This window comes from Snodgrassella communis (genome assembly GCF_914768045.1).
Lineage (GTDB): Bacteria > Pseudomonadota > Gammaproteobacteria > Burkholderiales > Neisseriaceae > Snodgrassella > Snodgrassella communis.
The window spans coordinates 1-13,922 of the sequence record NZ_CAJZCD010000011.1 but is presented as its reverse complement, the minus strand read 5'-3'; the positions used below and the strand labels follow the sequence as shown (position 1 = coordinate 13,922).

Genomic DNA, 13,922 nt, shown 5'->3' with positions numbered 1-13,922 from the left:
ATGTGTTTTGACTAACAGTAGTACCCAAAGCGTACCTGATCACACCGAAATTCCGCGTCACATAGCCGTTATCATGGATGGTAACGGGCGCTGGGCTAAAAAGCGTTTTATGCCTCGTATAATGGGGCATAAAAAAGGTCTGGAAATTTTGGAAGAAATGACCGCCAATTGTTCACGTATGGGCGTAGAGTATCTGACCGTCTTTGCTTTTTCTACCGAAAACTGGCGTCGACCGATTGAAGAAGTTAATTTTCTTATGAATCTGTTTTTGCAATCACTGCAAAAACGGGTACAAAAACTGCATAAGAATAACCTGCGTCTGCGTGTTATTGGCGATCGTAGCCGTTTTGCAGCAGAAATCGTACGTGGTATCGAAGATGCCGAAGCATTAACAGCCGCTAATACCGGTCTTACACTGACAATTGCTGCTGATTATGGTGGTCGCTGGGATTTTTTGCAGGCCGCTAATCAAGCTATTGCGACGGGTATCACCGAGCTGACTGAGACCAGTATTCTTCCATATTTGTCACTTGGCGATGCGCCAGAACCAGACCTGTTTATCCGAACTGGTGGCGAAACACGCATCAGTAATTTTCTTCTATGGCAACTGGCTTATACCGAGTTGTATTTCACGCCAGTTCTGTGGCCTGATTTTGATGAATCCCAACTGGATACAGCTATCCGCTCCTATCAGGTGCGGGAGCGACGGTTTGGCAGAACTTCGGAGCAGTTGCCTCCTACCCAACAGCGTCCTTGATTTTATGCTCAAACAACGTATTCTCACTGCATTGATTTTATTGCCCCTAATGATAGGTATGTTGTTTGGGGCTAACAACAACCTATGGGCTGCTTTCAGTGGTCTGATCGCATTACTGGCATTATGGGAATATGCCCGTATTGTTCATTTTTCTAGCATCCAGAATGCTCTCTATCTGCTATTGAGCGCAGCAGGAGGATGTTATCTTTATTTCTCTTATCACCAGACTGCATTGCCACTGTGGATACAGATAACGGTATTGCTATTTTGGCTGATTATCGTACCAGTCTGGTTAAAATTTAAATGGACAATCAGGCCAAACCTCATTGGTATACTGATTGGCTGGCTATTAATGATACCTTTCTGGCAAGCCTTAATATCACTGCGAGCAGATATCACCGCAGCCACCACCCTGCTATCGATCATGGCACTAGTGTGGATTGCCGATATAGCAGCCTATTTCGTCGGAAGGGCTGTGGGTAAACGCAAACTGGCACCAACAATTAGCCCGAATAAAAGCTGGGAAGGTGCGATTGGTGCAGTTATCTGCGTTGCTATCTATACAATTGTCCTACAACAGCAAGGCTGGTTGCCCATTACCTTACCTTGGTGGCAAACCCTGTGCCTTGCAGTGGTTCTGACTGCTGTGAGTATTTGTGGCGATTTGTTGGAAAGCTGGCTCAAGCGCGCCGGAGGGGTAAAAGACAGCAGCCAGCTTTTACCCGGCCATGGCGGAGTATTTGACCGGGTCGATTCTCTGATTGCCGTACTAAGCGTTTATGCAGCCTTATTGGCCTGTTTTAGTAAAGTGATTTCCTGATGAATGGTTGTAATCCAACGTCCATAACCATCCTTGGAGCTACTGGAAGTATTGGTCTGAGTACCCTGGATGTTATTGCCCGCCATCCCGAACGGTTTACTGTTTTTGCGCTGACTGCATACCAGCAGATTGATCGTCTGGCAGAATTATGTATCCGTTTTCAGCCAGTTTATGCTGTAGTTGCCTCTGCAACACAGGCAAGCGTTCTGCAAGTACAATTACAGGCTGCTGCCGTAGCTACCGAAGTATTATTCGGTGAGCAGGCTTTATGTGATGTCGCTCAGGCCAGTGAAACTGATGCAGTGATGGCTGCTATTGTCGGTGCTGCTGGGCTAAAGCCTACTCTGGCCGCAGCCAAAGCAGGTAAAACCATTTATCTGGCAAACAAAGAAACACTGGTAGTTGCCGGTGCATTATTTATGCAAACTGTACAGCAAAATGGTGCACGTCTGTTACCGGTTGACAGTGAACACAACGCCATTTTTCAGGCTTTGCCGGCAGACTATCAGGGTGATCTGAAACAGGCAGGAGTGGCATCGCTGATTTTAACTGCATCGGGCGGCCCTTTCCTGCATACCGCACTGGCAGATTTTGCTGCCATAACCCCAGAAGCCGCGATACGACATCCTAACTGGCAAATGGGGCGCAAAATTTCCGTTGATTCAGCCAGCATGATGAACAAAGGGCTGGAATTAATAGAAGCCCGTTGGCTGTTTAATGCCACTGCCAAACAGCTGGAAGTCGTTATCCATCCGCAAAGTGTGATACACAGTATGGTGCGTTACATAGATGGTTCAGTGTTAGCACAAATGGGTGAACCGGATATGCGTATTCCAATTGCGCATTGTCTGGGTTTGCCAGCAAGAATTGAGTCAGGCGTTAAACAGCTGGATTTTACCCGTCTAAGTGGCTTAAACTTCTTGGCACCAGATTTGGTACGCTTTCCATGCCTGAAACTGGCCTATGATGTATTACATAGTGGCCATGCTGCCAGCTCCTGTATACTGAACGCGGCAAATGAAATTGCAGTGGACGCCTTTCTGAATGGGCTTATTCGTTTCACAGATCTGGCATCTGTTTCAGATAGTTGCTTGCAACACTTCAGCGGACAATCTGCGTCATCCATAGAGGAGTTATTACTGCTGGATGCACAGGTGCGTAGTATAGCCAGAACATGGGTAGCCAGCCGAGCTGCCAGATAAGAACAGGATAAACCATGTTATTAACCATTGTTGCTTTTATCGTAGCGATTTTACTGTTGGTAAGTTTGCATGAATTAGGCCATCTGGTGGTAGCACGCTGGTGCGGAGTTAAAGTACTGCGTTTTAGCATTGGTTTTGGTAAACCATTTTTCTGCATAAAGCGCGCCAACATCGAATGGTGTCTGGCACCAATCCCCCTTGGTGGCTATGTTAAAATGGTTGATACCCGTGAAGGCGATGTTAGTGAAGCTGATTTGCCCTACGCTTTTGACCAGCAACATCCGCTAAAACGCATTGCAATTGTTGTTGCCGGCCCACTAACGAACCTGATATTAGCAGTAATGCTTTATGCGGCCAGTTTTAGTATAGGTGGCATTACCCAGATTCGTCCTTGGATTGGCATAGTCGAACCGGCAAGTGTAGCCGCAGACGCAGGTTTCCAGTCTGGTGACCGCATCATTAGCGTGAATGGGCAAACAGTAACTGAGTGGACAGATGCTCAGGCAAAAATCATGCTCAATCTGGATAGTGGTAAAGTCCGGGTTGATGTCATTACGGCCGCAGGACAGCCAGCGCAGCGGCAGCTGAATATTGCTGGTACGGATGCCGCAGATAATGTTGCCAAAACCAGTTATTTGGGTATCATGCCTTTTAAAGTTATCAACCAAATAGGCATGGTTGTACCCGATAGTGTGGCCGCAAAAGCGGGTCTGCGTACCGGTGATACCTTGTTAACCATTAATGGTCGCAAACTGATAAACTGGCAGGATTGGGTGGACAGTATCCGTGCCAGTGCTGGCGCTAAACTGGACATTACCTATCAGCGTAGCGGACAGACACTGCAAACCAGTTTACGGCCGGATTCAGTACTAGAAAATGGTACCATCATCGGGCAGGTTGGTGTAGGAGCCATGCGTGATAAAGCATGGGATGCCCAGATTCGCCGGCATTACCAGCCTAGCTTTTTTCAGTCAGTACAACTGGCTATGCAGCGTACATGGGATTACATTACACTAACCCTTTCCATGTTTGCCAAGTTACTCACCGGTCAGGCATCACTGCATTATCTTTCCGGTCCTTTGACTATCGCCGACGTAGCTGGCAAAACCGCAGCGATAGGCTGGCAGAGCTATACAGAATTTCTAGCCCTCGTCAGCGTAAGCCTTGGGGTGCTAAATTTATTACCCGTTCCCGTGTTAGATGGAGGGCATTTACTGTATTATGCGATCGAATGGATTCGTGGCAAGCCTCTGAGTTTACGTATACAGGAAATAGGGCTGCGTTTTGGTATTGCTGCCATGTTAATGTTGATGCTGGTGGCTTTCTTTAATGATATTACCCGTTTGTTTGGATGAATGATGAAATTAAAGCAGATTACTGTCAGTTTAATGGCTCTGAGCCTGTCCTCACTGGCTTTAGCAGTACAACCGTTTACCATAAAAGACATTCGGGTAGAAGGTTTGCAGCGTACAGCTCCTACAACCGTTTTCAGTTACCTGCCGGTTAAAATTGGCGATACCTTTACCGATACAGAAGGCGAAAACATCATCAAAAGATTATATGCCACAGGTTTCTTTGATGATGTGCGGGTTGAAACCATGGGTAATCAGGTGCTGTTAACAGTAGTTGAGCGGCCGATTATCAGTAATTTCGATGTTACCGGTGGCAAATCAATCAACAATAACGACATCAAGAAAAACCTAAGTAGCTTTGGCTTAGGTCAATCACGCGTATTTAATCCGGTTACACTAGAACAGGCCATGCTCGGTTTGCAGGATGCATATCGTCAGCGCGGCAAAAATGCCGTGAAAATCACACCTAAAGTCACCAGACTGGAACGTAATCGTGTCGCACTTGAATTGAAAATTGACGAAGGTTCAACCACAACCATCAAATCTATCAATTTTACTGGTAACAAACAGTTTTCAGCACATACCTTGCGCAACCAGATGTCATTAAGCCAGAGAAGCTGGACAAGCTGGTTAACCAGAGATGACCGCTATTCCGATACCCAGTTACAGCAGGATCTGGATAAAATTAATAACTATTATCAGGATCATGGCTATCTGAATTTTCGTATTGCCGATGTCAAAGTCAATAGCAGCGGAGACAAATCGGCTCAGATGATTAATATCACAGTAGATGAAGGAAACCGTTATCGCTGGGGTAAAGTAACCGTTAATGGCGATACCCGCGAAGTACCGGTAGAGTCATTACAGAAACTGATTAAAATTAAACAGGGTAAATGGTATAACCGCTCACAGCTAATTGAAGCCATTAGGGCAATTCAAGAAAAAATGGGTAGTTCAGGCTATGCTTTTTGTCAGGTTAATATTCGCCCAATACCTGATGAAAACACCCATATCGTAGATTTCGTGTTGAGCGTCGTACCAGACCGTAAAGTATACGTTAATCAGATCAACATCACTGGTAACAACAAAACCCGAGATGAAGTATTACGACGTGAATTGCGACAAATGGAACGTGCTCCGTACGATGTATCCAAAATTAACCGTTCCAAAGAGCGTATCCAGCAGCTTGGCTACTTTGATAATGCTCAGGTAGATGTCAAACCCGTTGCCGACACACCAGATCAAGTTGACTTGGATGTGAGCGTCAAAGAACGCTCAACCGGTTCCATCAACGTCGGTGCAGGCTGGGCACAAAATGATGGCCTGTTGCTGTCAGCAGGTATTTCACAAGATAACCTGTTCGGTACCGGCAAATCTGCCAGCCTGCAACTATCCCGTTCCAAGGTTAATCAGGTTGCGGCCCTGTCATTCACCGATCCGTATTTCACTCCCGATGGCGTCAGTCTGGGTTATAACATGTACTATCGTGGTTATAATCCCAGCAAATCCGATAGTAACTCCATGGATTACAAAACCACCACCATCGGCGCGGCTATGACCATGGGGGTGCCAATTACTGAATACGACCGAGTGAATTTTAGCCTTGGTGCCGAGCATCTGGCTGTAAACCTGTATGGCGATTATGCACCGCAACGCTATGCTGAGTTTGTGCAGAAATATGGTAAAGATAACTGGATATTCAAAGGTACCGTAGGCTGGGGACGCAATACTACTGACAGTGCTGTATGGCCGACTCGTGGCTACATAATAAATGCTAATATTGACAGTGGTTTACCAGGTGGTGATTTACAATATTATAATATCAGCCATGACCAACGCTGGTATTTTCCATTAAGTAAAAACTTTACCTTTATGCTGTATGGTCAGCTTGGTTATGCAGACGGCTATGGTAAAACCAAAGAATTGCCATTTATGTATGCCTTTAATGGTGGTGGTCTAGGTTCAGTGCGCGGTTATGAATCTGGTACACTTGGTCCCAAATACTTTAACCGTTACAGTGACGGTTCTTATAGCAATGATTCAAGTAGTTATGGTGGTAATTACATTGCTACTGCAACCGCAGAGTTGTTGTTCCCATTGCCGGGAATTAAAGACCAGCATACTGTCCGTCTGAGTATGTTCGCAGATGCAGGTAGCGTATGGGATAACAAAACTTACAACTATTTTGATGAAAAAAACCCATATGGTGGTTCCAAAACACACAAATCTAGTTTTGGTAATGAAATGCGCTACTCCGCTGGCTTAGCTATTACTTGGTTATCGCCGATGGGACCACTGAAATTCAGTTATGCCTATCCGATTAACAAAAAGCCGGAAGACCAGCTACAACGCTTCCAGTTCCAGTTAGGAACCACGTTCTAATCGTAGTTAGATAAGGACAAATTCATGCTTAAAAAAATAGTCATAACATTTGCTGCTACCCTGCTTTCCTGTACTCTGGCATGGGCTGAGAGCATACAAAAACTTGGCTTTATTGATACCAGCAGAGTTTATCAGCAATCTGTTCAGGCACAGTCCATCCAGAAAGAACTAGATAAAGAATTTGCGCCAAGGCAGAAAAAACTACAAGCCATGCAAGCTGAAGGCATGAAACTCAAAGAAGCAATTGAGTCAGGTAAAATCCCTGCGGCAGAACGGGAAGCAAAAATCAAATTGATGCTGCAAATGGATCAGCAATATAAAGATGCCGCAGTTGAACTGGCAGAAGACTATAATCTGCGCCGCAACGAAGAATTTGCCTCACTCCAGCAAAATGCAAATAAAGTCATCATTGATATGGCACGAAAAGAGGGCTATGACCTCATCATTCAGGATGCCATATTTGTTAACAGCAAATTTGACATCACTGATGCAGTTATCAAAGCATTAAATGCACAAAAACAGTAAGGCAGAATTATGACTGTGAACCAGATAACCGCCTCAGCGCTGGTTGAACAACTGGGCGGACAACTGCGTGGTGATGATGTCACTATCACCAGCATAACTTCATTGCAACAGGCGCAAGCCCATGATATCAGCTTCCTGAGTAATCCCCGTTTGCGTTCTGAGGCGATTGCCAGCCGTGCTGGCATCTTAATTGTTACTGAAAAATCTGCTGAAGCTTTAGCTGGTCGTTCCCTGATTGTTACCGACGATCCTTATCTTTATTTTGCGCGCGTTGCGCGTTTGTTTCATCCACGTCCTCAGTCCAAAGCAGCTATCCATCCCAGTGCAATCATTGCTCCAACAGCACAAATTGCAGCCAGTTGTGAAATTGGGGCTCACGCTGTTATTGGAGAACACTGTGTCATTGGTGAAAATACACGTATTCTGGCCGGCACAGTGATTGAAGAAAACTGTACAGTAGGCAATGATTGCATTATTCATGCCAACGTAACCATTTATCATGGCTGTCAGCTAGGTAATCGCGTAGAACTGCATTCTGGTTGTGTCATTGGAGCCGATGGATTTGGGTTTGCTTGGGATAAACAGAAAAACGAGTGGTTCAAAATTGTTCAGACCGGCTGTGTAGTTTTGGGCGATGATGTTGAAGTCGGTGCTAATACCACCATTGATCGTGGTGCCATTGAAAATACGATTGTTGAAAAAGGCGCCAAAATTGATAATCAAGTAATGATTGGCCATAACGGCAAAATCGGAGCCCATGTGGCGATTGTGGCCTGTACCGGCATTGCTGGCAGTACAGAAGTGGGAGACTATACCGTTATTGGTGGTGCAGCCATGATTGGTGGCCATTTAAATATACCGCCAAAAACAACCATTGGCGCCGCTACTGCTGTTAGTCACAGTATCAAGGAAAGTGGCTATTATGCATCTATGTTCCCATTACAAAAACACAATGACTGGGTAAAAAATGCTGCGCATATTCGTCATTTACACGAAATGAGTCAGAAAATAAAAGCATTAGAACACCAATTAGCCGAATTGAACGGCAATTCATCAAACCAACAGGATTAAAGCAATGGATTGGTCTTTACCTATAGACGTTCGTACCTTACAAAAATTGTTGCCTCACCGTTATCCATTTTTACTGATTGATCGTGTTACCGCTTACGACAGCGAAAACATGACCCTGAGCGCAATCAAAAACGTAACTGCTAATGAACCCTTTTTTCTAGGTCATTTTCCCGATTTTCCAGTTATGCCCGGCGTTCTGATTATCGAAGCCATGGCGCAGGCCTGCGGCACACTGGCCATACTTAGCCATGGTGGTCGTGATGATGATGAAATTTATTTCTTCGTTGGTATCGATAACGCCCGTTTTAAACGTCAAGTTATACCCGGTGACCAACTCAGATTTGAAGTTCAACTACTGGCAAACAAACGCGACATCGGTAAATTCAAAGCTACTGCCTGGGTAGACAATCAGATTGCAGCCGAGGCGGAAATCATGTGTGCCAAACGCAAGGTCGATAAATAAAGGTTGCTCATAGCCACACATAAAGTGCATATCGTGCACACCTGAAACATTAATCACATATGATTAAACTAGTCGTTAAACCACGACTGTAGGAAATATACATGACGCAGATTCATCCCACAGCCATTATTGATCCCAAAGCCGAACTCGATAGTAGCGTATCTGTGGGTGCTTATACCGTAATTGGTGCCAATGTGCAGATTGGTGCCAATACCAATATCGGACCACATGTCGTTATAGATGGACATACCACTATTGGGACAGGCAACCGGATTTTTCAGTTTGCTTCTCTGGGAGCGATTCCACAAGATAAAAAATACCGTGGTGAACCTACCAGACTGATTATTGGTAACAACAACACCATCCGAGAATTTACCACCTTCAATACCGGTACCGTTACCGGTATTGGTGAAACCCGCATTGGCGATGATAACTGGATTATGGCTTACGTTCATCTGGCTCATGATTGTGTTGTTGGCAGCCATACAGTCTTTGCCAACAATGCATCACTTGCCGGACATGTTGTCATTGGTGATTATGTAATACTGGGTGGTTTCTCACTTGTACACCAATTTTGTAATATTGGCGCCTATGCCATGACTGCATTCGCAGCTGGCGTACATAAAGATGTTCCACCGTATGTAATGGCCGCCGGTTATCGCGCAGAGCCTGCCGGGCTTAATACCGAAGGCTTACGCCGCCATAACTTTACAGCAGAGCAAATCACCAACATCAAACGTCTGTATAAAATTCTTTATCGGCAGGGATTAAGTTATGCTGACGCCAAAGCCAGAATTATTGCAGAAGCAGACTCAGCACCCGAACTACACGTGTTCAAAGAATTTTTTACCCACTCTACACGTGGCGTAATCCGTTAGAACCAGCAAAATAAAACAGGTAGATTGGCCAGAAGTTAATCTACCTGTTTTATCTATATAACCAGACTTCAATCAGACAAATATATTCTTGAGCATCAAATCAAGTTCAAAACTGAGCGCAAAAACATCCTATTATTTATATAGGTATATCTGAAACAATAATTTATATTCAAAACCATATATCCAGATCATTTTCTCGGCAGAATATTTCTATTATTTTATTATAGTAAAATCTATTGAAACTAAACGTGCCTCTGAAAATTTAAAAGTAATTACAGCGTGGTTTGTCCCAACAAGTATCACCATATAAATAACATCTACAGTATCCAGTTGCACCATATCAATCCTGCACAGTATAATTAAATGGTAAAATTTTAATAACAAAGGGAAAATAAATGCTTCAATTCATAGCAAATATACTTGAGGAAATACTGGATATAATCCTTTCAATATTTTTACTGAGAAAATACAGGGAAGAAAAACAACTTCCACAACAGCCCATAGAGAAAGATGTTTATAACCACATCATATACTATTGGATTATTCCGACACTAATAGCAGGCATAGGAGTCATTATTTATATAATATTAACTTACTTCTTCCATGCTCAACTAAAAACAGTACTCTGCATATTATTAATATATTTTAGCGTAAGTATATATTTATATTTTAAAAGTGAAAAATGGTTTGACTGTTAAATATAGATTTAAGCAGACAAGAGCAACTCTCAAAATTACATTTGTATATTTAACTTAATCTGAAGTCATCCTATCCAAGTAACTCAAATCAGCATATTAATGTAATTTAGCGCCCATCTGAATAATAAATGGGGTACACAAAATTCATCTTTTATCAAACTGATTTGAAAAACGAACTTTCTCCTTAAGAAAGCCCGTTAATATAGTCACGCTAGAAAGTATAGAGGCAAAGTAAACTTTAACAGTCTAAATCATCAATTAGCTCTTCTCACTTATCTTGCGTAACAAAGCCCACTTTCACCAGACCAGCATCCCGTGCCGCGGCCAAGACCTGCGCAACATAATCATAAGCAACGTGTTTATCAGCAGCAATAGCCAGTACCACATCGGGATCAGCCTGTGCTTTCAGATGTAACTCATTTTGCAGTTGTGCTAACGAAAATGTCCGATCACCTAATTTATATTGTCCATCAGCCCCAATAGATAAACGTAACGGCGATTTCGGTTCTGATTGTTGTGCCGCATTGGTATTAGCGGCAGTAGGCAAAGATAATGGAATCGAATGGGTTAATACCGGCATCGTAATCATAAACACAATCAACAGTACCAGCATTACATCAACCAGCGGCGTTACATTAATATCTGCTGATTCATGAACCTCATCATCACTGAAATGACCAAATGCCATTACTTATCCTCATTATTCAATAATTGTGCATGTAAATCATGAGCAAAGCCATCAAGATCACGACTTAAATTTTTCTTGCTGCGTACCAGAAAGTTATAAAACAACAATGCCGGAATAGCAGCAAACAAGCCAATAGCAGTGGAAACCAATGCTTCACCAATTGGGCCAGCAACTACAGCAATACTCATCTGCCCACTTTGACCAATATTAATTAAAGCATGATAGATACCCCACACAGTACCAAACAGCCCAATAAATGGTGCGCTTGAGCTGATTGAGGCTAATACAGTCAAACCACTTTCATAGCGGCGCATAATCTGTTCCATACTATTGCGAATCTGGCTTGAGAGATACTGATTAAAAGGCATAGCGGCGGCCAGTGAGTGATTAGCTTTATCATGATAAAGTTTACAGGCTTGCAGAGCGTTACGCGTCAGTAAAGCTACTGGAGACTGATTACCGGCCAGTTCATGCTGCAACTGAGCCAGATTTTCAACAGTTGCAAAACAACTTAATGCAGCTCGGTTATCACGTTTGGCACACCATAAACAGTAGCAACGTATTAACGCAATAATCCAGGTCATCATGCTCATCAAGACAAGAATGGCCAAAACCGTCAGCAAAATCCAGCCACTCTGGGCATAAATTGAAGCAATATTACCGTTCATAAGAATAATTACCTTCAAAGTTAACAATGATTTAATCAAATCATCTCAAAATCTAAATTACCATGATTATTATCAATTATTTATATTAAAATATATATTGAAGTTGTAGCTGTGTGGGATCGGAACCCCATCACGAGTGGCTGGTTTGAAGCGATGTTTCAATACCGCCTGCTTAGCTGCACGATCAAGGCGGCGATAACCACTACTTTTACTGATTACTACGTTCTGTGCAGTACCATTTGCTGAAACCGAAACAATTACCCCTACAGAGCCCTCTTCTCCATTTTCACGAGAGTCATTGGGATAAGGAGGTCTTAATTCTGTCAGAAATCCACCCTGATATTCTTTTGGTATTACCACACTGCCACCAGTCTGACCCTTGTTACTTTTGCCATTAGCAGATGTGGTTTCAGACCCGCCACTATCATTTACAGATACCGAACCAGAAGAACTATTATTTGCAGTCGTAGGAATTGTTGACGTAGTCTTTTCTGCCATCGGCGATAAATTTGGTACATCCTCTTTTGTAGGCGTAACCTTAAATTGACTATGTGCTTTGGTTGTAACCACCGGCTTAATCAGCGATTTTTCAGGTATCACTTTTTTAGCCGGTACGGTTACCGAATTCTCGTGCATATTAGATTGTTGAGATCGTGGCTTCTGAGTGGCATCATCATTACCTACCTGATTTGCAATCATATTCAAATCAACAAAAGCAAGTGCTGGTGGATTAATATCGATTTCTTGTTCTACATGAGCAGCTATCAGTGCCCAGAATAGAAAAGCATGCATTCCCAGTACGAGAACTACAATCAAAAAATTGACTTTACGTTGGTTTTCCATATTTGCATCATGATAATAGAAACCATTATTATTTGCAATATGAACTAACACTAACATATGACAGGCCTAACTAGCTAAAACAAAGAAATTTATAAACTTATTAACACTTAATTAAGCTAGATTTAAAGCTGAATTAATACATAAAGAAGCTATTGCAAAAATATCCCATTGCCTAACTGCATTTGAATATTCTCAGTTATATAAAATTAAACGTTTAAGAAAATAAATGATAGTGGTAAAGTCCTACAGTACAATTAGCGTGTACTTAATACTAATAACATACATAGATAAACAATTGATTATGAACAACAGGAGAGAAAATGAAAAAACAAACAATAGCAATCATGTCTGCGTTTGCTGCTGCCCAAGCATTAGCAGCAACACCCACACTTAACTGGAGTATTCCGACTTCCAGCATAATACAAAATATCACCTTTGCTATTACCATCAATCAGGCAGCACCCGTTGATGAATTTTATTTTGCCAATCAATTTGGCTTTACCGGAGGCGGAGGAATAGCCTATACCGGTATCCAGCCAACTACTAATGCCAAAGATGGTTCACGCCAGTTCATGGTTTTATTCAGCAGCTTTCGTAAAGACACCATTGCCAGACATCCCAATTGCAAAAGTGGTGCAGATGGAGCCAGAAGTGGCGCTACTTGCCGCACATATATCCCGGGGGAACTTGGCGACACCTTTACTTTCAGAGTACAAAAAAATGGCAACCTATTAATGGGAACCGTTACCAATCAGACTACCGGACGTAGAGATATCATTGGGCGATGGGAAGTTAGCCCGTCGGCGGGCAATCTGGCTAATAAACAAGTTTCATGGATTGAAAATTACAAAATGAATAATCCATCATTTCATCTGACTTGTGATAAAAAAGGCTGGCCTTACTATGAAATTAAATTTTTACCACCAACGGCTAACAACAACACCATTAAAGGCAATATTTCCACCTTATCAGGTGGTTCACAGGACTGTCCTGGCGCTATTACTTGGCAACATGACCAAAGCGGAACAATAGTAAAAGGTGGCTACAAATAATATCCACAGTTCAGAAATCTAAGAAGCACGTTTAAAAACGTGCTTCATGAATATTTACATCCATATCCGAAGAATACATTTAGACAGAATAGTAATAACAGCCAACCAAAAGCATAGAGACAAAAGAAAATTATATTCTAGATAAGAATACAGACTATTGTAGACAGTATTCTTATTTCCAAACATTGTTTAATATCAGATAAAAGCAATCATTAAAATAAACGGCAAAAGTAACAGCTCATAATTAAATGGATGACAGAATCAGAAAAGCAGAATAATGGAGACAGAATAGAATCAAAAGCAGTCAGCGCAGGAAAAATAAAGAGCACAAAAGCACAATAACACAAAAAGGAGGAATAAATAGAATATTAAAAAACAGTCATCTGAATAAAAATCGAAAAATAAATATCGAAAGTAGTTGACAGCGTTTAGAGCGAGGCGTATAGTTCGCCTTCTTCGCTGATGACGCGACACGAAAGAACTAACCAGTTTAAAGTAGAACGCAGTCAAAAGCAACGCTCTT

General features: G+C 42.5%; 13 protein-coding genes. 10 read left to right on the top strand and 3 right to left on the bottom strand.

What is annotated here, in order from left to right:
- Nucleotides 1-7: 7 nt before the first annotated feature.
- The 9 genes from MJ761_RS09440 (at nt 8) to lpxA (ending at nt 9,450) form a co-directional block, all read left to right on the top strand.
- On the top strand, nt 8-757 hold the full coding sequence (locus tag MJ761_RS09440; protein ID WP_141683448.1) for an isoprenyl transferase: 750 nt from the start codon (nt 8-10) through the stop codon (nt 755-757).
- 4 nt (nt 758-761) lie between these two features.
- Nucleotides 762-1,577: a phosphatidate cytidylyltransferase gene (locus tag MJ761_RS09435; RefSeq protein WP_093093356.1), complete on the top strand. Its 816-nt coding sequence runs from the start codon at nt 762-764 to the stop codon at nt 1,575-1,577.
- A complete protein-coding gene (ispC, locus tag MJ761_RS09430; protein WP_093093354.1) occupies nt 1,577-2,779 on the top strand; it encodes a 1-deoxy-D-xylulose-5-phosphate reductoisomerase in 1,203 nt (400 codons plus the stop codon). The genes MJ761_RS09435 and ispC overlap by 1 nt, the downstream gene beginning before the upstream one ends.
- Before the next feature lie 14 nt (nt 2,780-2,793).
- Complete coding sequence (gene rseP, locus MJ761_RS09425; RefSeq protein WP_093093352.1) at nt 2,794-4,134, top strand: RIP metalloprotease RseP; 1,341 nt, start codon at nt 2,794-2,796, stop codon at nt 4,132-4,134.
- Nucleotides 4,135-4,137: 3 nt separating this feature from the next.
- The gene (gene bamA / locus MJ761_RS09420; protein ID WP_093093419.1) at nt 4,138-6,513 is read left to right on the top strand and encodes an outer membrane protein assembly factor BamA; all 2,376 of its coding nucleotides are present in this window, start codon (nt 4,138-4,140) and stop codon (nt 6,511-6,513) included.
- Between the two features lie 24 nt (nt 6,514-6,537).
- The gene (locus MJ761_RS09415) at nt 6,538-7,038 is read left to right on the top strand and encodes an OmpH/Skp family outer membrane protein (RefSeq protein WP_093093350.1); all 501 of its coding nucleotides are present in this window, start codon (nt 6,538-6,540) and stop codon (nt 7,036-7,038) included.
- 9 nt (nt 7,039-7,047) lie between these two features.
- Nucleotides 7,048-8,109: a UDP-3-O-(3-hydroxymyristoyl)glucosamine N-acyltransferase gene (gene lpxD / locus MJ761_RS09410; protein WP_093093348.1), complete on the top strand. Its 1,062-nt coding sequence runs from the start codon at nt 7,048-7,050 to the stop codon at nt 8,107-8,109.
- A gap of 4 nt (nt 8,110-8,113) precedes the next feature.
- Nucleotides 8,114-8,572: a 3-hydroxyacyl-ACP dehydratase FabZ gene (gene fabZ, locus MJ761_RS09405; RefSeq protein WP_093093346.1), complete on the top strand. Its 459-nt coding sequence runs from the start codon at nt 8,114-8,116 to the stop codon at nt 8,570-8,572.
- A gap of 101 nt (nt 8,573-8,673) precedes the next feature.
- A complete protein-coding gene (gene lpxA / locus MJ761_RS09400) occupies nt 8,674-9,450 on the top strand; it encodes an acyl-ACP--UDP-N-acetylglucosamine O-acyltransferase (protein WP_093093344.1) in 777 nt (258 codons plus the stop codon).
- A 966-nt stretch (nt 9,451-10,416) separates the two neighbouring features.
- Here the strand turns inward: lpxA and MJ761_RS09395 are convergent.
- From MJ761_RS09395 to MJ761_RS09385, 3 genes are all read right to left on the bottom strand, one after another.
- Nucleotides 10,417-10,836: an ExbD/TolR family protein gene (locus tag MJ761_RS09395; protein ID WP_093093340.1), complete on the bottom strand. Its 420-nt coding sequence runs from the start codon at nt 10,834-10,836 to the stop codon at nt 10,417-10,419.
- Nucleotides 10,836-11,504, bottom strand: a complete 669-nt coding sequence (locus MJ761_RS09390) for a MotA/TolQ/ExbB proton channel family protein (RefSeq protein ID WP_093093338.1) — start codon at nt 11,502-11,504, stop codon at nt 10,836-10,838. The genes MJ761_RS09395 and MJ761_RS09390 overlap by 1 nt, the downstream gene beginning before the upstream one ends.
- Before the next feature lie 72 nt (nt 11,505-11,576).
- Nucleotides 11,577-12,347, bottom strand: a complete 771-nt coding sequence (locus MJ761_RS09385; RefSeq protein WP_176715102.1) for an energy transducer TonB — start codon at nt 12,345-12,347, stop codon at nt 11,577-11,579.
- 320 nt (nt 12,348-12,667) lie between these two features.
- Between MJ761_RS09385 and MJ761_RS09380 the strand changes: the two genes are divergently transcribed.
- Nucleotides 12,668-13,399, top strand: coding sequence for a DUF3472 domain-containing protein (locus MJ761_RS09380; protein ID WP_093093334.1), 732 nt, complete (start codon nt 12,668-12,670; stop codon nt 13,397-13,399).
- The last annotated feature ends 523 nt before the right edge of the window (nt 13,400-13,922 follow it).